The sequence below is a fragment of the Thermus sp. 2.9 genome, from assembly GCF_000794385.1.
Classification (GTDB): Bacteria; Deinococcota; Deinococci; order Deinococcales; family Thermaceae; genus Thermus; species Thermus thalpophilus.
Map to the genome: position 1 here is coordinate 95,189 of NZ_JTJB01000003.1, position 16,787 is coordinate 111,975.

Here is a 16,787-nt window from a genome sequence, read left to right on the forward strand (position 1 = left end):
GTTTATGCGGCTTAAAGACCTGGGCGAAAGGGCCCTTCTCCGGAAGCTCGCTCCCTTGGGCTACCCCTTGGACGCCCCCCTTCCCCCGGGGGACGACGCCGGGGGGGTGTGGCTCGGGGAGGAGGCCCTTCTCCTCAAGGTGGACGGCTTCCGCTACCGGGACGTGGCGCTCCGGGGCATGGGGCCCTTTGAGGTGGGCTTCCGGGGGGTGGCGGCCACCGCCTCCGACCTCCTCTGCAAGATGGGGCGGCCCTTGGGCTTCGCCCTGGGGCTTTTCCTGCCCCCTGAGGCGGAGGAGGAGCTCGCCCTGGGCCTGGTGCGGGGGGCGGCGGAGGCGGCGGGCCGGCTTGGGGCCTTCCTTCTGGGCGGGGACACCAACGCCGGGGAGGAGGCGGCCTTGGTGGTGGCGGGCTTCGCCGAGGCGAAGCGCCCCCTTCCCCGCCAGGCCCTGCCGGGGGACCTCTTGTATTTGGCCGGGGACCGGTGGGGGCGGCTTGGGGCGGCCATCTTCGCCCACTACCAGGGGGTGGGCCTCGAGGCCTTCCCCGCCATCCGGGAGGCGGCCCACTACCCCTTGCCCCGGCTGGGCCTCTTGGCCCTGGAGGGGCTTCTGCGGGGAAGCCTGGACTCCTCCGATGGCCTGGCGGAAACCCTATGGCAGCTTGCGGAGCTCGGGGTGCGGGTGGAACTGGAGGCCTTGCCCCTTTACCCCGACGTGGTGGCCTTGGCGGGGAGCGAGGAAAGGGCCTTGGCCTTCGTGCTCTATGGGGGGGAGGAGTTTGAGGCGGTCTTGGTGGTTCCCCCCGAGCGAGGGGAGGCGGTGGAGGCGCGGGCGAGGGAGGCGGGGCTTCCCCTCTTCCGGGCCGGGCGCGTGGTGGAGGGAGAGGGGGTTTACCTCCAGGGGGTCCCCGTGCCGCGGAAGGGGTACGACCACTTCCGCCCTTGATGGCGCTTTGCTTCACAAAAGGCCCGGGAGGCTTCCGGTACTATTCCCGGCGTATGGAGGCTACACTCCCCGTTCTGGACGTCAAGACCGCGGCCCTAAGGCGCCGCTCCATCCGCCGCTACCGGCCGGACCCCGTGCCTGAGGGGGTGTTGCGGGAGGTCCTAGAGGCGGCCCTTAGGGCCCCTTCCGCCTGGAACCTGCAGCCCTGGCGTTTGGTGGTGGTGCGGGACGCCGCCCTCAAGAAGGCCCTTAGGGAGGCAGCCTTCGGCCAGGCCCAGGTGGAGGAGGCCCCCGTGGTCCTGGTGGTCTACGCTGACCTCGAGGACGCCCTAGCCCGCCTGGACGAGGTGATCCACCCCGGGGTTCAGGGAGAGCGGCGGGAAGCCCAGAAGCGGGCCATTCAAAGCGCCTTTGCCGGGATGGGGGAGGGGGAGCGGGCGGCTTGGGCCGCGGGGCAGAGCTACATCTTCTTGGGCTACCTGCTCCTCCTCCTGGAGGCCCACGGGCTTGGGAGCGTGCCCATGCTGGGCTTTGACCCGGAAAGGGTCAAGGCCCTTTTGGGCCTTCCCGCCCACGTGGCCGTCCCCGCCCTTCTTCCCTTGGGCTACCCGGCGGAGGAGGGCTACCCCTCCCACCGCTTGCCCCTGGAGCGGGTTGCCCTTTGGCGCTAGGGCGGGGGAAGGAGCCAACGGGTTTCCCGCCGTAGGGCTTGGGCGAAGCGGGGGCTTCCCTGGGGGAGGGCTTGCCACTCCGCCAGGGTATAGACCAGGGCCTCCGCGGGCACGGGGAGCTCCTCCAGGGGCAGGGCGGCGGCGCGGCGGTAGGGGGGAAGGGGGCTTTCCTCCACCACCAGGACCAGGTCCAGGTCGCTCCCCACGCCGTAGTCCCCCCGGGCGTAGGAGCCGAAATACCCGAGGGCCAGGAGGCCCGGGATGGGGTGGCGGGCGAGCCAGGCCTTGAGGGCCTCCTCCACCGCCTCTCGCCTAGGCCATCTGACCACGGACGAACGCAAGGATCGCGTGGGCATGGTTCAAAGCCTCCTCGCTTTGCAGGGGCCCGTAGTGCTCCGCGGAGGGGCCTTCGGGGAAGGCGTCGGGGTAGCGGGTGGGAATATAGAGACCATCCAGGTATCGGGCTCTTTCCACCAACTCCTCAGGCACCGGCAAGGGCAGCTCCCGGAGGAGCCGGGCCACCACGTGCCCCCAGGCTTCCTGGCCCAGGTGAAGGTGCAGGGCCCTGACCGCCTTCTCCGCCGCCTGTTGGGCGGCGAAACAGGCCCACTCGTGCCTTCCCGCCTGCCGGGCGATCTCGGCCATCTCCAGGTCCTTCTCGGCCTGGAGAAGCCAGTCCTTGGCCCGGTTCATGCCCCCAGTCTACCGCTATACTCGGGGCATGCGGGCCTTCAAGGCGCACCTCCGGGACCTCGCCCCTTACCCCTACAGGAAGGAGGAGGCCCCGGTGAAGCTGGACCAGAACGAGAGCCCCTTTGACCTGCCCGAGGCCCTCAAGGAGGAGGCCTTAAGGCGCCTTAAGGGGCTTTCGTGGAACCGCTACCCGGAAATCCACGCCGAAACCCTTAGGAAGCGCCTTGCCGCCCTGTTGGACTGGCCGGAGGAGGGAATCGTCCTCGCCCCTGGCTCCAACCTCCTCATCCTGGCCCTAAGCCTGGCGGCGGAGGAGGTGCTGGACCTTGCCCCCTCCTTCCCCCACTACGCCCACGCCGCCCGGGTGGCGGGCACCCCCTACCGGGCGGTGCCCTTGGGGGAGGGTTTCGCCCTGCCCCTGGAGGAGGTCCTTGCCGCCTTCCAGGGCGGGGTCTTCTTCCTCCCCAACCCCCACGCCCCCACGGGAGCCCTCTTCCCGAAAGGGGCGGTGGCGGCCTTGGCGGAACGGGCTAAGGAGGTGGGAGGGCTTCTCGCGGTGGACGAGGCCTACCGGGAGTTCGCCGGCACGGATTTTAGCCCCTTGGGCCGGGATAACCCCCACGTGGCCTTCCTGCGCACCTTTTCCAAGGCCTTCTCCTTGGGGGGGATTCGGGCGGGCTACCTCTTGGCCCACCCCCAGGTGGCCGGGGTGGTGCGGGAGGTGCTTCCCCCCTTTGTCCTTCCCGCCCACACCGGGGTCATCTTGGAGGTGGTTTTGGAGAACCCGGGGTACGTCCGGGAGGTGGTGGAAGGAGTGGTCCGGGAGCGGGAAAGGACTTACGGCGAGCTCCTTCGGCACCCCACCTGGCGTCCCTACCCGAGCCACACCAACTTCCTCCTGGTCAAGACCCCGGACGCCGAGGAGGCCTTCCGCCACCTCCTCGCCCAAGGGGTCTTGGTGCGGCGGCAGGACCGCTACCCGGGGCTTGCCGGCTGCCTTCGGGTGACGGTGGGGCGGAAGGAGGAGATGGACGCCTTCCTAAGGGCGGCCTTTGGGGTGGCCTATGCGTGAAGCCTTGGTGGAGCGGGCCACGGCGGAGACCTGGGTGCGCCTGCGCCTGGGCTTGGACGGGCCCACGGGGGGTCAGGTGGCCACGGGACTCCCCTTTTTGGACCACATGCTCCTCCAGCTCCAGCGGCACGGGCGCTTCCTCCTGGAGGTGGAGGCCAAGGGGGACCTCGAGGTGGACGTCCACCACTTGGTGGAGGACGTGGGCATCGTCCTGGGCATGGCCCTGAAGGAGGCCCTGGGGGAGGGGAGGGGGATAGAGCGCTACGGGGAGGCCTTCGCCCCCCTGGACGAGACCCTGGTCCTCTGCGTGGTGGACCTATCCGGCCGACCCCACCTGGAGTACCGGCCCGAGGCCTGGCCCGTGGTGGGGACGGCGGGCCGGGTGAACCACTACCACCTGCGGGAGTTTTTGCGGGGCTTGGTGAACCACGGGCGGCTCACCCTCCACCTGCGGCTTTTGGCGGGGCGGGAGGTCCACCACGTGGTGGAGGCGAGCTTCAAGGCCCTGGCCCGGGCCCTCCACAAGGCCACCCGCCTCACGGGGGAGGGGCTTCCCAGCACCAAGGGGGTGCTTTAGTGCGGGCCATCCTCATTGACTACGGCTCGGGAAACCTGCGGAGTGCCGCCAAGGCCCTGGAGGCGGCGGGTTTCGCCGTGGCGGTCTCCGCCGACCCCAAGGCCCACCCGGAGGCGAGCCTTCTCGTCCTCCCTGGCCAGGGGCACTTCGGCCAGGTGATGGGGGCCTTTGCCCGAAGCGGCTTCCTGGAGAGGGTCCTGGCCCATTTGGAAAAGGGGCTTCCCTTCCTCGGCATCTGCGTGGGCATGCAGGTCCTCTACGAGGGGAGCGAGGAGGCGCCGGGGGTGAGGGGGCTTGGGGTGGTGCCGGGGCTGGTGCGCCGCTTCCCCCGGGGGCGGGTGCCCCAGATGGGTTGGAACGCCCTGAACTTCGGGGGGTTTTTCGCCGAGCTCACGGGCCGCCACTTCTACTTCGCCAACTCCTACTACGGCCCCTTGAACCCCCACGCCCTCGGGGTGGGGGAGTACGAGGGCACTCCCTTCACCGCCCTCTTGGCCAAGGAAAACCTCCTCGCCCCCCAGTTCCACCCGGAAAAAAGCGGGCGGGCGGGCCTCGCCTTTTTGGCCCTAGCCCGCCGCTATTTTGAGGTCCTCTAGGGAGATGAGGCGGCCTTGGGCCCCAAGCCCCGTGGCGGCCAAGGCCCCCGCCAGGTTGGCGAGCCTTCCCGCCTCCACCGGGCTTCTGCCCTCGAGGATGGCGTGGGCGAAGGCGGCGGTGTAGGCGTCCCCGGCCCCGGTGGAGTCCACGATGTCCTCTATGGGGAAGGGCTCCAAAAGCTCCTCCCCTTCGGGGGTCACCACGATGGAGCCCATGGCCCCCACCTTGATGGCCAGGTGGGAGAAGCCCTCCCTTCGGAGCCGGGCCACCCCCTCGGAGAGGGAAGAGGCGCCGGTGAGGGCCAAAAGCTCCGTCTGGTTCATAAGGAGCCAGGTGACGCCCCGCAGGTGCTTCAAAAGCTCCGCCCCCGCCGCCCGCACCGCCCCCGTGCCCAGGTCGGCGAAGACGGGAAGCTCCCGCTTCCTCGCTGCCTCCAGGACCTCCACGGCGTAGCTCCGGGAAGGCCCTCCCACCAGGGCGTAGGCGGAGAGGACCACGGCGTCGGCGCTGTCCAGGTGGCGGGGCTTGAAGAGGGCGGGGTCCAGGTAGCGGCTCGCCCCTTCCGCGCTCACCATGGCCCGTTCCCCACCCGGCACCACCAGGATGAGGACGGAACTGGTGGTGTGGTCGGGGTCTTCCTGGAGGTGCTTTAGGTCCACCCCCACCTCCCGCACCCGGCTTAAGGCCAGCTCGGCGAAGGGGTCTTGGCCCACCCGGCCCGCCAGGTGCACCCGGTGGCCCAAGCTCGCCAGCTGGACCGCCAGGGTGCCCCCGGCCCCCCCGGGCTTCATCAGGGCCCGCCTCGAGGGCACCTCCTCCCCGGGTTCCGGTATTCGCTCCACGAAGAAAAGCAGGTCAACGGAAACATCCCCCAGCACGAAAAACCGCATCTTGCCTCCTTCCGCAAGGCACAGGGTTTGCCCCCACTATACCGCAAGGGCCCCGTTGCTTTGGGGGAAGTATACCCCGGGGTTATGAGAAGAGATTAACGAGCTAGAAGCGGCGGTCCAGCACCAGGCCCCCCTCCAGCTCGCCCACCAGCTCCACCTCGTCCAGCCTTAGCCCCGTGGCCTTCTGGATGGCCTCGTAGAGCCCAGGGGGCACCTTGTCCGCCTTCAGGCGGAGCACCAGCTTGTCCGTCCCCTCCAGCTTCCTTTCCACCACCACCTGGAAGCCCTTGGGGTCCAGGCCGAAGCCGGCCAGGATGGGGGCGAGCTCCGTGGGGTAAAGCTTCACCCCCTTTACCTTCACCATCTGGTCCGTGCGGCCGAAAACCCCGCGGGGCAGCACGGTAAGCCCTTCCCGGCGCTCGGCCAAGGCCAGGTCCCCGGTGCGGAAGCGCACCATGGGCATGAGGGTGCGGCTTAGGGCGGTGACCACCAGCTCCCCCTTTTCCCCCGGGGCCACGGGCCTTAGGGTTTCCGGGTCCAGGACCTCGAGGACGGCCATCTCGGGGATCTCCCATAGCCCGTCCTTGACCAGGTTTTCCCCGGCCACGATGCCCAGTTCGCTGGTGCCGTAGGCGTCCAGGGCTGTGCCGCCCAGGAGGGCCTCCACCTTCTCCCGGAAGCCGGGCACCGAGGTAAAAGGCTCCCCCCCCGCCAGGAGCAGGCGAAACCGCCCGCCCGCCTGGCCCACCTTGAGGGCGAAGGAGGGGTTGGTGACCAGGACGTCAAACTGGGGGCTCAGCTCGGCGATGCGCCCCGCCTCCCCGGGGCCGTGGGGGAAGACCAGGTTCCCCGCCAGGACCAAGGCCTCGTGGAAAAGCCACCCCCCGGCGAAGACGTGGTAGCTGAAGGCCACCAAGACCCGCTTGCCCTCGAGGCCAAGCCGCCGGTAATGGGCGGCCAGGGCTTCCGCCTGGTAGCGGAGGTCCTCCTCCGAGAGGTATTCCGGCATCCAGCCCATGAGGGGGCTTGGGGTGAGGTGCATGAGCCTCGCTCCTTCCGGGGGGGTGGGGTTTGCCTTGAGGTAGGCCACCCACTCCTCCCGGCTGGTGAGGGGCAAGGCGGAGAGGTTCTCGGGGGAAACCTCCTCGGGGTCCACGTCTTTAAGCTTTTCCCGGTAAACGGGGTGGGCCTTGGCCGCGCGGATGACCTCCCTTAGGCGCCTGGTGCGGTCCATGCCTGGCCTCCTTCGCCCCCGATTATACTGGGGCTTCCCGCCAGGGTTAGGAGGCGGGGGAGCTCGCTTTGGAGCTCCTCCCAGGTGTCCCGCCTCAAGGTGATGTGCCCCACCTTCCGCCCGGGGCGCACCGCCTTGCCGTACCAGTGGAGGTGGGCGGAGGGGAGGCGGAGCACCTCCCCAAAGTCGGGCCTGTGGCCGATGAGGTTCGCCATGGCGCTATACCCCCTAGGGGCGGTGCTCCCCAAGGGGAGGCCCAGGAGGGCCCTCAGGTGGTTTTCAAACTGGCTCGTTTCCGCGCCCTCCAGGGTCCAGTGGCCGGAGTTGTGGACCCGGGGGGCCATCTCGTTGAAGAGGAGTTCCTCGCCTACTTGGAAAAGCTCCAGGGCTAGCACGCCCACGTAGTCCAGGGCGAGGAGGGCTTCCCTGGCGTAGGCCTCCGCCTTCTTCTGCAGGGCTTCCGTGAGGTGGGGGGCGGGGGCTAAGGAGAGGCGAAGGATGCCCCCGTGGTGGCGGTTTTCCACCAGGGGATAGAAGGCCATCTCCCCGTTTCGCCCCCGCACGGCGAGGAGGGAAACCTCCCGGTCAAAGGGGACGAGGCCCTCGAGGATAAGCCCCCGGCCCCCCAGGGCCCGTAGCGCCCCTTGGGCCTCCTCCTCCGTGCGCACCAGGGCCTGCCCCTTGCCGTCGTAGCCCCCGCGGCGGGTTTTGAGGAGGGCGGGGAGGCCCACCTTTTTCAGCCCCTCCGCCAGGTCCTCCTCCCCGTCCACGGGGTGGAAGGGCGGGGTGAGGACGCCGAGGCTCGCCATGAAGGCCTTCTCCCGCAGGCGGTCTTGGGCCACCTCCAGGGCCTTGGGGGGCGGAAGGACGGGAAGCCTTTCGGCTAGACTTAGGGCCGCTTCCACCGGGACGTTTTCAAACTCGTAGGTGACGAGGTCCAGACCCTGGGCGAAGCGGGAAAGGGCTTCGGGATCGGCGAAATCCCCCACGCAAAGCTCCCCCACCTGCCCGGCGCAGGCCTCGGGGGAGGGGTCCAGGAAGCGGAAGGAAAGCCCCAAGGGGTAGCCCGCCAGGGCCAGCATCCGCCCAAGCTGCCCCCCACCCAAAACGCCCACCCTCATCCTTCCTCCCGGGGGTCGGGGTGGGCCAGGACCGCCTCGGTTTGGGCCTTCCGGTAGGCCTTGAGCCGCGCCATCATCTCGGGGTCCTTGAGACCAAGGATGCTGGCGGCCAAAAGGGCGGCGTTCACCGCCCCCGCCCTGCCGATGGCCAGGGTGCCCACGGGGACGCCCGCGGGCATCTGGACGATGGAGAGGAGGGAGTCTAGGCCCCGTAAGGCTTGGCTTTCCACGGGCACCCCCAAGACGGGCAAAGGCGTGTGGGCCGCGGTCATGCCGGGCAGGTGGGCCGCCCCCCCGGCCCCGGCGATGATCACCTGGATGCCCCTGGCCTCGGCGGTCTTGGCGTACTCCGCCATGAGGTCCGGGGTGCGGTGGGCGGAGACCACCCTCACCTCGTAGGGGATGCCCAAGGCGTCCAGGGTCTCCGCGGCGTGGCGCAGGGTTTCCCAGTCGGAGCGGGAGCCCATGATGAGACCTACCAAAGGCACCATCGTACCGGATTGTAAAAGCCCTTCTTCCCGTAGTAAAGCTTGGGGGTATGGACGCTTTGGAACTCCTGAGGCTTAACTTCCTTTCCCCTATGGTTTTGGCCTACTTTCTGGGAATGGCCGCCCGGCTTCTCAAGAGCGACCTCGCCTTTCCCGAGGCGCTTTACACCGCCATTTCCATTTATCTCCTTTTTGCCATCGGCTTTAAGGGGGGGGTAGAGCTCGCCCACACCCCTTTGGCCGTGGTCCTCCTCCCGGCCCTTTTCACCCTAGCCCTGGGGCTTTTTAGACCCTTCCCCGCCTATTTCCTTGCCCGGCGTTTCCTGGGGGTGAGCCGACAGGACGCCGCCGCCTTGGCCGCCCACTACGGCTCGGTTTCCGCCGTGACCTTCCTTGCCGCCCTCACCTTCGTCCAGGCCGTGGGGCACACTGCGGAGGGTTTCATGCCCACTCTGGTGGCCTTGTTGGAGGTGCCAGGGATCGTGGTGGCCCTCCTCCTGGGCAAACGGCAGAGCGGCCGGCTTTCTGAAGCGCTCCACGAGGTTTTGACCGGAAAGAGCGTGGTCTTGATGCTGGGGGGGCTTCTGATCGGGCTCCTTTCGGGAGAGGCGGGGATGGAGCGGGTCAAATCCTTTTTCGTTGACCCCTACCAGGGGGTTCTCACCCTTTTCCTCCTGGACCTGGGGATGGTGGCGGCCTCGAGGCTTTCCGTGCTGCGCCAGGTGGGGTTTAGGCTGGTCCTCTTTGGTGTGGGCCTAGCCCTTTTCCACGGGGTTTTGGGGGTTTACCTGGGCCTGAAGGCGGGGCTTAGCGTGGGGGGTGCTGCGGTGCTTGGGGCTATGAGCGCCAGCGCCAGCTACATCGCCGCCCCCGCCGCCGTGCGCATCGCCTTGCCCGAGGCGAACCCCAGTTTGTACCTCACGGCGAGCCTCGCCGTCACCTTCCCCTTTAACCTGATCTTGGGGATACCCATCTACCACGCCTTGGCCAAGGCGATCGGGGGGTGAGGCCGGTGAACCTGGTGCCCTTGAAGCTGTTGACCATCGTGGCGGAAAGCCTTTTGGAGAGGAGGCTGGTGGAGGAGATCAAGCGGCTTGGGGCCAAGGGCTACACCATCGTTCCCGCCCGGGGGGAGGGTTCCCGCGGGATGCGGAGCGTGGACTGGGAGGGGCAGAACATCCGCCTGGAGACCATCGTGAGCGAGGAGGTGGCCCTGAAGATCCTGGAGCGCCTGCAGGAGGCGTACTTCCCCCACTACGCCGTGATCGCCTACGTGGAAAACGTCTTCGTGGTGCGGGGGGAGAAGTACGTCTAGCGGCCTCGGCGCAGGAGGGGTAGAAGGGCTAGGAGAAGGAGGACCGGCCAGAGGAGCCAAGGGGAGACCCTTTGGCCCAGGAAGTAGGCGAAAAGCACCAGGCCATGGGTCCAAAGGAGGCTCCCCAGGGCGGCGAAGAGGAAGTAGGGGGCAAGGGGGAAGGCTAGGGCTCCTAGAAGGAGGGGTAAGGCGGTCCGCACCCCCGGGAGGAAGGGGGCGAGGAGGAGGGCTGTGGGGCCGTAGCGGTGGAGGAGCCCTTCAGCCCGCGTGAGCAGTACCTCGGAAAGGCGCCCGCGCACCCTTTTGCCCAGGGCTCGGCCCAAAGCGTAACCCACCCCGTGGCCCAGGAAGCTCCCCAGGAAGAGGAGGGGAAGGAGGGGAAAAAGGCCAAGCCGCCCTTCCCCCGCCAACACCCCCAGGGCGAGGAGGAGGGTGTCGCCGCCGGGGACAAAGAGGCCAAAGGGAAAGCCCACCTCAAAAAAGAGGATAAGGGCAGGAGCGAGGTAGGCCCACATCTCAGGCGGGACGTTCCGCGGGCTTCCGTAGGGCCCACAGGCTTCCCAAAAGGAGGACGCCCAGGATGAGGAGGCTAAAAGCCCCCTTGTCCAAGCCAAGGGCGAGCTCGGGGCGGTGGAGGACCTCCTTGGCCAGCTTGTCCCAACCGCCCACAAGGAGCTTCACCCCGGCGAGGCCCACCACCACGTAGGCCAGGTGCTTGAACCGGGGGTAGCGGTCCAGGAGGGTGACCACCAGGCTCGCCAGCATCCTAAGGGCCAGGATGCCCAGGAAGACCCCGGTGTAGATGACCCAAAGCTTGTCGGAGAGGGCCACGGCCACCAGCACCGAGTCCACGGCGAAGGCCAGGTCCATGAGCTCCACCTGGGCCACCACCTTCCAGAAGTGGGCGGCGCTCACCTCTAGGGGGGGCGGGGCGTGGGCCTCCTCGGGCTTGAGGAAGTGCTTGAGGGCGATGAAGAGGAGGTAGGCCGCCCCCAGGGCCTGCACCCACCAGAGCTTGATGACCAAGGTGGCGAAGAGGAGGGCGAGGCCCCTTAGGACGTAGGCGCCCAGGATGCCGTAGAAGAGGGCCTTCCGCCTGAGGTGGACGGGCAGTTTCTGCACCATAACCCCGAGGATCAGGGCGTTGTCCGCGGAGAGGATCACCTCCAGGGCCACCAGGATGAGGATCACCGAAAGGACGCTGGCCTCCATGCCTCACCTCCACAAAGAAAGACCACCGCGCAAGGCGGTGGTCTTGCCCGGGCTTCCTGCCCCCGGCCCCCGGGGCCTAAGACCCGTCCTGACGGGGTGCCGGCTTGGGGCTACTCCCCAACCAGGGGGCATTATAGCAAAAGGCGCTGGGGTTTTCCGGGTATACTGAAGGGCATGGAAACCGAGGCCACGCTGCCCACCAAGGAGCAGGTCCTCGAGGCCCTCAAGGTGGTCTACGATCCCGAGATCCCGGTGAACATCGTGGACCTGGGCCTCGTCTACGACGTGGAAGTCCACGAGAACGGCGTGGTGGACATCACCATGACCCTCACCGCCATCGGTTGCCCCGCCCAGGACGTGGTGAAGGCGGACGCGGAGATGGCGGTCATGCGCCTGCCCGGGGTGCAGGGGGTGAACGTGGAGTTCGTCTGGACCCCGCCCTGGACCCCAGCCCGCATGACGGAGGAGGGAAAGCGCATGATGCGCATGTTCGGCTTCAACGTCTAGGGAGCCCCCGCCTCGCCCTTTTGGTCGGGCGAGGTGGAAAAATAGGGGCATGGCGGTTAGCCGCTATTACGACGTCAAGCGGGATGAAAAAGGCGAGCGCTACTTAGAGCCTTACGTCACGGGCTTTTTGCTCTTAAGGCTTCCCCTCCTCAACAAGGGCACCGCCTTCACCGAGGAGGAAAGGCGCGCTTTGGGCTTAGAGGGCCTTCTGCCTCCCCACGTGAACACCCTGGAGGAGCAAAAGGAAAGGGTCTACCGCCGCTACCGCCTCATCGCCTCTCCTTTGGACAAGCACATCTACCTGCGCCACCTCCAGGACCGCAACGAGGTCCTCTTCTACGCCCTGGTGGTGGACCACCTGGAGGAGATGCTCCCCATCCTCTACACCCCCACCGTGGGGGAGGCGGTGCGGGAGTTTTCCCACATCTACCGCTACCCCCGTGGCTTTACCGCCAGCACCAAGAACATTGACCGCATTGAGGAGGCCTTGGGGAACGTGCCCCTGGAGGAGGTGCGCCTCATCGTGGCCACGGACTCTTCCGCCATCCTGGGCATCGGGGACCAGGGCTTTGGCGGGATGGCCATCAGCATCGGCAAGCTCACCCTCTACACCGCCGCAGGAGGGGTGGGGCCCGACAAGACCCTGCCCGTGGAGCTGGATGTGGGCACGGACCGGGAGGACCTCCTAAATGACCCCCTATACCTCGGGGTGCGGCACAAGCGCTTACGGGGCGAAGCCTACTACCAGTTCCTGGACCGCTTCGTGGAGGCGGTCAAGAAGCGCTACCCCAAGGCCCTCATCCAGTGGGAGGACTTCGCCAAAGAGGCGGCCTTTAGCGTGCTGGAGCGCTACCGCAAGGTGGTTCCCTCCTTCAACGACGACATCCAGGGCACGGGGGCCGTGGCCCTTGCCGGGGTCCTCTCCGCCTGCCGCATGAAGGGGGAAAGGCTTTCCGATCAGGTGGTGGTGGTCTACGGGGCGGGGGCCGGGGGGATCGGCGTGGCCTGGGCCTTGGTGGAGGGAATGAAGCGGGAGGGCCTGAGCGAGGCGGAGGCCAAGGCCCGGGTCCTGGTCCTGGACTCCCGGGGGCTTTTGCTGGAAGGGCGGAACATGGAGGCCTACAAGCGGCCCTTCGCCCAGAAGCGGGAGCGCCTTAATGGTTGGCGCTTTGCGGGCGAGTACCCTAACCTCTTGGAGACCATTCAAAACGCTCGGGCCACGGTGCTTTTGGGCCTTTCCGGGCAGGGGGGGAGCTTCACCGAGCCGGTGGCGCGGGCCATGCTGGAAAACACCCCCCGCCCCGTGATCTTCCCCCTTTCCAACCCCACCTCCGCCAGCGAGGCCTTGCCCGATGACCTTATCTACTGGACGGAGGGGAGGGCCTTGGTGGCGGCGGGGAGTCCCTTCCCCCCCGTGGGGTACATGGGCCGGACCATCCCCGTGGGCCAGGGGAACAACGCCTTTATCTTCCCCGGGCTCGGCCTGGGAGCCGTCCTCTCCCGGGCCCGGGAGGTGACGGACGGGATGGTCCTCGAGGCCGCCTACGCCCTCTACGACTTCACCCAAGAGCGCTTTCCCGACCTCCTCTACCCCCCGGTGCGCCACCTAAGGGAGGTTTCCCCCTACGTGGCCGCCCGGGTCATGCGGAAGGCCCTGGAGGAGGGGGTGGCGGAGGAGGAGCGGATCCAGGGGCTTTCCCTGGAGGAGCTTTTCGCCTTCGTGCAAAGCCGCTTCTGGGAGCCCAGGTACCTCCCTTACCGCCCCGCCCCGGTAATCTAGGGGCATGGCCTGGCGGCTTTACGCTTTGGAGCTTCCCCAGGCCCAGGAGCTTTTGCCCGAGGGGCCGGAGCCCGAAGGGTTCTGGCCCCTGGAGGAGTCTTGGGAACCCAAGGGAGGTGCGCCCCTGCCCTGGCCCGAGCCCCTTTACTTCCTGGACGGGAAGGAGCGGGCGGAGGGGCTGGTGGCGGAGGGGAGGCGACTGGCCCTTCTGGGGTGTGTGGCCGCGGGGGCCGTGGTCTTTGAGGGGGGGAGGATGCGGCTTCTTCCCCCCCTGGTGCGCCGGGTGGGGGTGGGGCTTTCCGAGGCCTTAAGGGCGGGGGAACTCCTTTACGAGCCCTTCCCCGTGGAGGGGGAGGGGATCTACGCCCTCCAGGAGGGCTTGCGGCGGGCCAGGGCCAACCTGGAAGCGGAGGTTGCCTCGGGACTTTCCGGGGGGCTTTTGGTGGTGGATGGTCCCGTGCGCCTTAGGCGGGAGGCACCTATCCTGGGCTACATCAAGACCCACTGGGCCCGCTACCTGCCCCCGGAAAAGGAGGCCCTCCTGCATAGGCTTGCCCCTGGGGAAAGAAGCCCCCTCTTCCGCATCCGGCGCAAGGGATTGGAGCTCGCCAGTTGGTATTTGCGCCTGCCCTTGCCCCCGGAAGGGGTGAGGCCCCCGGAGGCGGGGCTTTTGCGCTTGGAAACCCCTTTGGAGGGCTCCTATGAGAGGCTTGCCGCTCTTTCCGTAAGCCTTTTTCCCGCCCTGGCCTCCCACCCCGTCAAGGACCCCCGGGCGCCCCAGAACCTCACCCCCGTGGGGGGCTTGGAAAGGGAGCTTGGCCGGAGGATGGGAAGGCGCGAGGTGGTGGCAAGGTTTCTGGCCCGGCACCTGGGAGGTGGCTGATGGAGCGGATCGGCGTGGTGTTGGGAAGCCGGGAGGCCACCCCCCTCTCCTTCTGGGTGGGGGTGGAGGGGGAAGGCCTTCTCAGGCTGGACGATCTGGTGGTGGTGGAGGGCTTCCACCCCAAGGTGGGCAAGGTGCGCTACTTCGGCATGGTGGACCACGTGGCCAAGGTGCACGAGGGGGAAACGTACGATACGGACATCTTCCTGGCCACCCGGGGCCAGATCCCCGTGAGCCTGGCCTACGTGGCCCACGTGAGCGTGACCCGGATCCTCCCCGAGGAGTTCTTCCCCCCCGACCCCGGCTCCCCCGTTTACCTGGCGGAGGGGGAGGACCTGGAGCTCGCCCTTTACTACGAGGCCATGAAGAACCAAAGGGGAAGCACCAAGCTTCCCGCCGGCCTCCTCAAGAACGGGGAGGTGGCCTACCTGAACCTGGAGTTTTTGAACGGGGTGAAGGGCGGGCACGTGAACATCTCCGGCATCAGCGGGGTGGCGGCCAAGACCAGCTACGCCACCTTCCTCCTCAAGAGCCTCTTGGAAAGCGGGGTCCTGGAGGACGCCCACCAGGCCAAGGTGCTCCTCTTTAACGTCAAGGGGGAGGACCTCTTCTTCCTGGACAAGCCCAACGCCCGCCTCACGGAGGAGGCCCGGCAGGCGTACCAGGCCCTGGGCCTGCCCGCCACCCCCTTCGGGAGCGTGGCCTTCTTGGCCCCGCCCAAGAAGGACGGGTACGTGCCCGACGTGGAGACCCGCCTCGAGGGCGTGCGGGCCTACCACTACGACCTGGTCCAGTTCTGCCAAAGGGGGCTTCTCCCCTTCCTCTTCGCCGACCGGGGCTTTATGACCAACCTGGGCTTTTTGGTGCAGCACCTCACGGAAAAGCTCCGGCGGCTCGCCGAGGGGCAGAGGGGCCCCCACCTCCTGGTGGAGGACTGGACCAAGGAGGACCTGCCCGAGGGGATCACCTTTGACGCCCTGGGCAAGGTGCGCCTGAAGAGCTTCGCCGAGCTGGTGCGCTACCTGGAGTACAAGCTCCTGGGGCCGGAAACGGGGGAGGGGGAAGGGGACCGGAGCTGGACCGCAAGGCAGGCCCGGGGGACCCTCGAGGCCTTCATCAGGCGGCTTCGGGCCAGCGTGGAGAACGTGGCCCACCTCATCCGGGGCGACCGCCTCGGCAACCCCCCAGACCCCCTGCAGGGGGAGCAGGTCCACGTGGTGGACCTGGCCAAGCTTTCCCCCCAGGCGCAGATGTTCGTGGTGGGAAGCCTCCTTAAAGACGTCTTTGAGCGGAAGGAGCGGGGGCAGTACCGGGGCCGGGTCTTCATCGTCCTGGACGAGCTCAACAAGTACGCCCCCCGGGACGAGGAGGGCCCCATCAAGGACGTGCTCTTGGACATCGCCGAGCGGGGCCGCTCCTTGGGCGTCATCCTCATCGGGGCGGAGCAGACGGCGAGCGAGGTGGAGCGCCGGGTGGTGGCCAATGCCGCCATCCGGGTGGTGGGCCGCTTGGACGCCGCCGAGGCGGAGCGCCCCGAGTACCGCTTCCTTCCCACCTCCTTCCGCCAAAGGGCCCTCATCCTGCCCCAGGGGGCGGTGATCCTCCAGCAGCCGGAGATCCCCGTGCCCCTTTTGGTGCGCTTCCCCTTCCCGGCTTGGGCCACCAAGCGGGAGGAGGTCTTGGAGGACAACTCCGCCGAGGCCCTAAGGCGGGAACTCTTTTAGGGGTAGCATGGCGTTGGTATGAAGCGTACCCCCCTTTACGAGGCCCACCTGCGCCTGGGCGGGCGCATGGTGGAGTTTGCTGGCTTCGCCCTTCCCCTGCAGTACACCTCCATCGTGGAGGAGCACCTGGCGGTGCGCCGGGGAGCGGGGCTTTTTGACGTGAGCCACATGGGGGAGTTCTGGGTGCGGGGGGAGGAGGCATTGGCCTTCCTCCAGTGGGCCACGGCAAACGACGCCGCCCGGCTCAAGGTGGGAAGGGCCCAGTACTCCATGCTCCCGAACGAAAGGGGCGGGGTGGTGGACGACATCTACCTCTACCGCCTGGGGGAGGTGGAGTACCTCATGGTGGTGAACGCCGCCAACATCGCCAAGGACTTCGCCCACCTTAAGGCCCTGGCGGAAGGCTTTCGGGTGGAGCTCGTAGACCGCTCCGAGGCCACCGCCCTCCTCGCCCTCCAGGGCCCAAAGGCGGCAAGCCTCCTGCAGGGGCTTACCGAGGAGGACCTTTCCCAGAGGAGAAAAAACGACGTGTTCCGGGCCCAGGTGGCGGGACGCCCCGCCCTCCTCGCCCGCACCGGGTACACCGGGGAGGACGGGTTTGAGCTCTTCCTCGCCCCGGAGGACGCCGAGGCGGTGTTCCTGGCCTTGGTGGAAAGGGGGGCGAAGCCCTGTGGCCTTGGAGCCCGGGACACCCTTAGGCTCGAGGCCGGCTTTCCCCTTTACGGCCACGAGCTCACCGACACCACCAACCCCCTCTGTACCCCCTGGGCCTGGGTGGTGAAGAAGGAGAAGGACTTCTTCGGCAAGGAGGCCATGCTGGCCGCCCCTTGCCGGGAAAAGCTCGTGGGCCTGGTGCTGGAGACGGGCATCCCCCGGGAAGGCTACCCGGTCCTTTCCGGGGAGAGGCCGGTGGGCCGGGTGACCAGCGGGGGCTATTCCCCCCTTCTGGAGAAGGGCATCGCCCTGGCCTACGTGGAGGAGGGGGTGGAGGAGCCCTTCTTCGTGGCGGTGCGGGGCAAACCGGTACGGGCTTCCCTTAGCCCCTTGCCCTTTGTGCCGCTAAAATAGCGGGGGTTA

Annotated in this window: 20 protein-coding genes; 12 read left to right on the forward strand and 8 right to left on the reverse strand. The window is 67.9% G+C overall.

The genetic code is table 11. The features are described 5' to 3' along the window. Positions 1-4 precede the first annotated feature (4 nt). Together QT17_RS02045 and QT17_RS02050 are read left to right on the forward strand one after the other, a co-directional pair. A complete protein-coding gene (locus QT17_RS02045; RefSeq protein ID WP_039455720.1) occupies positions 5-946 on the forward strand; it encodes a thiamine-monophosphate kinase in 942 nt (313 codons plus the stop codon). Between the two features lie 53 nt (positions 947-999). Continuing rightward, positions 1,000-1,617, forward strand: coding sequence for a nitroreductase family protein (locus QT17_RS02050; protein ID WP_039455723.1), 618 nt, complete (start codon positions 1,000-1,002; stop codon positions 1,615-1,617). Here QT17_RS02050 and QT17_RS02055 read toward each other — a convergent pair. After that, complete coding sequence (locus QT17_RS02055; protein ID WP_039455725.1) at positions 1,614-1,973, reverse strand: nucleotidyltransferase domain-containing protein; 360 nt, start codon at positions 1,971-1,973, stop codon at positions 1,614-1,616. The two genes, QT17_RS02050 and QT17_RS02055, sit on opposite strands and share 4 nt — an antisense overlap. Then, positions 1,930-2,310 (reverse strand): HEPN domain-containing protein, encoded by a 381-nt coding sequence (locus tag QT17_RS02060; RefSeq protein WP_039455727.1) that lies wholly within the window; start codon positions 2,308-2,310, stop codon positions 1,930-1,932. The genes QT17_RS02055 and QT17_RS02060 overlap by 44 nt, the downstream gene beginning before the upstream one ends. A gap of 28 nt (positions 2,311-2,338) precedes the next feature. On the opposite strand from QT17_RS02060, the gene QT17_RS02065 reads away from it, so the two are divergent. From QT17_RS02065 to hisH, 3 genes are read left to right on the forward strand one after another with little or no spacing between them, the layout of a single operon-like run. After that, complete coding sequence (locus QT17_RS02065) at positions 2,339-3,382, forward strand: histidinol-phosphate transaminase (protein WP_039455729.1); 1,044 nt, start codon at positions 2,339-2,341, stop codon at positions 3,380-3,382. After that, complete coding sequence (gene hisB / locus QT17_RS02070) at positions 3,375-3,959, forward strand: imidazoleglycerol-phosphate dehydratase HisB (protein WP_039455731.1); 585 nt, start codon at positions 3,375-3,377, stop codon at positions 3,957-3,959. Before QT17_RS02065 ends, hisB begins: the two co-directional genes overlap by 8 nt. Beyond that, positions 3,959-4,555, forward strand: a complete 597-nt coding sequence (gene hisH, locus QT17_RS02075; RefSeq protein WP_039455733.1) for an imidazole glycerol phosphate synthase subunit HisH — start codon at positions 3,959-3,961, stop codon at positions 4,553-4,555. The genes hisB and hisH overlap by 1 nt, the downstream gene beginning before the upstream one ends. Here hisH and QT17_RS02080 read toward each other — a convergent pair. From QT17_RS02080 to purE, 4 genes are all read right to left on the reverse strand, one after another. Next, the gene (locus tag QT17_RS02080) at positions 4,526-5,446 is read right to left on the reverse strand and encodes a carbohydrate kinase family protein (protein ID WP_039455735.1); all 921 of its coding nucleotides are present in this window, start codon (positions 5,444-5,446) and stop codon (positions 4,526-4,528) included. The two genes, hisH and QT17_RS02080, sit on opposite strands and share 30 nt — an antisense overlap. A gap of 103 nt (positions 5,447-5,549) precedes the next feature. Continuing rightward, positions 5,550-6,680: a phenylacetate--CoA ligase family protein gene (locus QT17_RS02085; RefSeq protein ID WP_039455737.1), complete on the reverse strand. Its 1,131-nt coding sequence runs from the start codon at positions 6,678-6,680 to the stop codon at positions 5,550-5,552. Then, the gene (locus QT17_RS02090; protein ID WP_052155142.1) at positions 6,659-7,801 is read right to left on the reverse strand and encodes a 5-(carboxyamino)imidazole ribonucleotide synthase; all 1,143 of its coding nucleotides are present in this window, start codon (positions 7,799-7,801) and stop codon (positions 6,659-6,661) included. Before QT17_RS02090 ends, QT17_RS02085 begins: the two co-directional genes overlap by 22 nt. Next, positions 7,798-8,292, reverse strand: a complete 495-nt coding sequence (purE, locus tag QT17_RS02095; protein WP_039455739.1) for a 5-(carboxyamino)imidazole ribonucleotide mutase — start codon at positions 8,290-8,292, stop codon at positions 7,798-7,800. Before purE ends, QT17_RS02090 begins: the two co-directional genes overlap by 4 nt. Positions 8,293-8,339: 47 nt before the next feature. Between purE and QT17_RS02100 the strand changes: the two genes are divergently transcribed. Together QT17_RS02100 and QT17_RS02105 are read left to right on the forward strand one after the other, a co-directional pair. Next, positions 8,340-9,296 (forward strand): sodium-dependent bicarbonate transport family permease, encoded by a 957-nt coding sequence (locus QT17_RS02100; protein WP_039455741.1) that lies wholly within the window; start codon positions 8,340-8,342, stop codon positions 9,294-9,296. A 5-nt stretch (positions 9,297-9,301) separates the two neighbouring features. After that, a complete protein-coding gene (locus QT17_RS02105) occupies positions 9,302-9,604 on the forward strand; it encodes a hypothetical protein (RefSeq protein WP_039455742.1) in 303 nt (100 codons plus the stop codon). Here the strand turns inward: QT17_RS02105 and QT17_RS02110 are convergent. Further along, entirely contained in the window at positions 9,601-10,119 is a 519-nt protein-coding gene (locus QT17_RS02110; RefSeq protein ID WP_039455744.1) for a DedA family protein, read from the reverse strand. The two genes, QT17_RS02105 and QT17_RS02110, sit on opposite strands and share 4 nt — an antisense overlap. A gap of 1 nt (position 10,120) precedes the next feature. After that, positions 10,121-10,816 carry a membrane protein gene (locus tag QT17_RS02115; protein ID WP_039455746.1) on the reverse strand — a complete coding sequence of 232 codons (696 nt, stop codon included), beginning with the start codon at positions 10,814-10,816 and terminating at the stop codon, positions 10,121-10,123. Positions 10,817-10,990: 174 nt separating this feature from the next. On the opposite strand from QT17_RS02115, the gene QT17_RS02120 reads away from it, so the two are divergent. From QT17_RS02120 to gcvT, 5 genes are read left to right on the forward strand one after another with little or no spacing between them, the layout of a single operon-like run. Then, positions 10,991-11,323 carry a metal-sulfur cluster assembly factor gene (locus tag QT17_RS02120; protein WP_039455748.1) on the forward strand — a complete coding sequence of 111 codons (333 nt, stop codon included), beginning with the start codon at positions 10,991-10,993 and terminating at the stop codon, positions 11,321-11,323. 49 nt (positions 11,324-11,372) lie between these two features. Beyond that, a complete protein-coding gene (locus tag QT17_RS02125) occupies positions 11,373-13,103 on the forward strand; it encodes an NAD-dependent malic enzyme (protein WP_039455750.1) in 1,731 nt (576 codons plus the stop codon). A 4-nt stretch (positions 13,104-13,107) separates the two neighbouring features. Next, on the forward strand, positions 13,108-13,986 hold the full coding sequence (locus QT17_RS02130; RefSeq protein ID WP_039455752.1) for a DNA double-strand break repair nuclease NurA: 879 nt from the start codon (positions 13,108-13,110) through the stop codon (positions 13,984-13,986). Next, positions 13,986-15,710 carry an ATP-binding protein gene (locus QT17_RS02135; RefSeq protein ID WP_039455754.1) on the forward strand — a complete coding sequence of 575 codons (1,725 nt, stop codon included), beginning with the start codon at positions 13,986-13,988 and terminating at the stop codon, positions 15,708-15,710. Before QT17_RS02130 ends, QT17_RS02135 begins: the two co-directional genes overlap by 1 nt. Positions 15,711-15,728: 18 nt before the next feature. Further along, on the forward strand, positions 15,729-16,778 hold the full coding sequence (gcvT, locus tag QT17_RS02140) for a glycine cleavage system aminomethyltransferase GcvT (protein ID WP_039455756.1): 1,050 nt from the start codon (positions 15,729-15,731) through the stop codon (positions 16,776-16,778). Positions 16,779-16,787: the final 9 nt, after the last annotated feature.

What these genes read in the sequence shown, in the direction of transcription:
- QT17_RS02045 (WP_039455720.1), top strand. Translation starts at nt 5, where the DNA reads ATGCGGCTTAAAGACCTGGGCGAAAGGGCCCTTCTCCGGAAGCTCGCT.
- QT17_RS02050 (WP_039455723.1), top strand. Translation starts at nt 1,000, where the DNA reads ATGGAGGCTACACTCCCCGTTCTGGACGTCAAGACCGCGGCCCTAAGG.
- QT17_RS02055 (WP_039455725.1), bottom strand. Translation starts at nt 1,973, where the DNA reads ATGCCCACGCGATCCTTGCGTTCGTCCGTGGTCAGATGGCCTAGGCGA.
- QT17_RS02060 (WP_039455727.1), bottom strand. Translation starts at nt 2,310, where the DNA reads ATGAACCGGGCCAAGGACTGGCTTCTCCAGGCCGAGAAGGACCTGGAG.
- QT17_RS02065 (WP_039455729.1), top strand. Translation starts at nt 2,339, where the DNA reads ATGCGGGCCTTCAAGGCGCACCTCCGGGACCTCGCCCCTTACCCCTAC.
- hisB (WP_039455731.1), top strand. Translation starts at nt 3,375, where the DNA reads ATGCGTGAAGCCTTGGTGGAGCGGGCCACGGCGGAGACCTGGGTGCGC.
- QT17_RS02080 (WP_039455735.1), bottom strand. Translation starts at nt 5,446, where the DNA reads ATGCGGTTTTTCGTGCTGGGGGATGTTTCCGTTGACCTGCTTTTCTTC.
- QT17_RS02085 (WP_039455737.1), bottom strand. Translation starts at nt 6,680, where the DNA reads ATGGACCGCACCAGGCGCCTAAGGGAGGTCATCCGCGCGGCCAAGGCC.
- QT17_RS02090 (WP_052155142.1), bottom strand. Translation starts at nt 7,801, where the DNA reads ATGAGGGTGGGCGTTTTGGGTGGGGGGCAGCTTGGGCGGATGCTGGCC.
- purE (WP_039455739.1), bottom strand. Translation starts at nt 8,292, where the DNA reads ATGGTGCCTTTGGTAGGTCTCATCATGGGCTCCCGCTCCGACTGGGAA.
- QT17_RS02100 (WP_039455741.1), top strand. Translation starts at nt 8,340, where the DNA reads ATGGACGCTTTGGAACTCCTGAGGCTTAACTTCCTTTCCCCTATGGTT.
- QT17_RS02110 (WP_039455744.1), bottom strand. Translation starts at nt 10,119, where the DNA reads ATGTGGGCCTACCTCGCTCCTGCCCTTATCCTCTTTTTTGAGGTGGGC.
- QT17_RS02115 (WP_039455746.1), bottom strand. Translation starts at nt 10,816, where the DNA reads ATGGAGGCCAGCGTCCTTTCGGTGATCCTCATCCTGGTGGCCCTGGAG.
- QT17_RS02120 (WP_039455748.1), top strand. Translation starts at nt 10,991, where the DNA reads ATGGAAACCGAGGCCACGCTGCCCACCAAGGAGCAGGTCCTCGAGGCC.
- QT17_RS02125 (WP_039455750.1), top strand. Translation starts at nt 11,373, where the DNA reads ATGGCGGTTAGCCGCTATTACGACGTCAAGCGGGATGAAAAAGGCGAG.
- QT17_RS02130 (WP_039455752.1), top strand. Translation starts at nt 13,108, where the DNA reads ATGGCCTGGCGGCTTTACGCTTTGGAGCTTCCCCAGGCCCAGGAGCTT.
- QT17_RS02135 (WP_039455754.1), top strand. Translation starts at nt 13,986, where the DNA reads ATGGAGCGGATCGGCGTGGTGTTGGGAAGCCGGGAGGCCACCCCCCTC.
- gcvT (WP_039455756.1), top strand. Translation starts at nt 15,729, where the DNA reads ATGAAGCGTACCCCCCTTTACGAGGCCCACCTGCGCCTGGGCGGGCGC.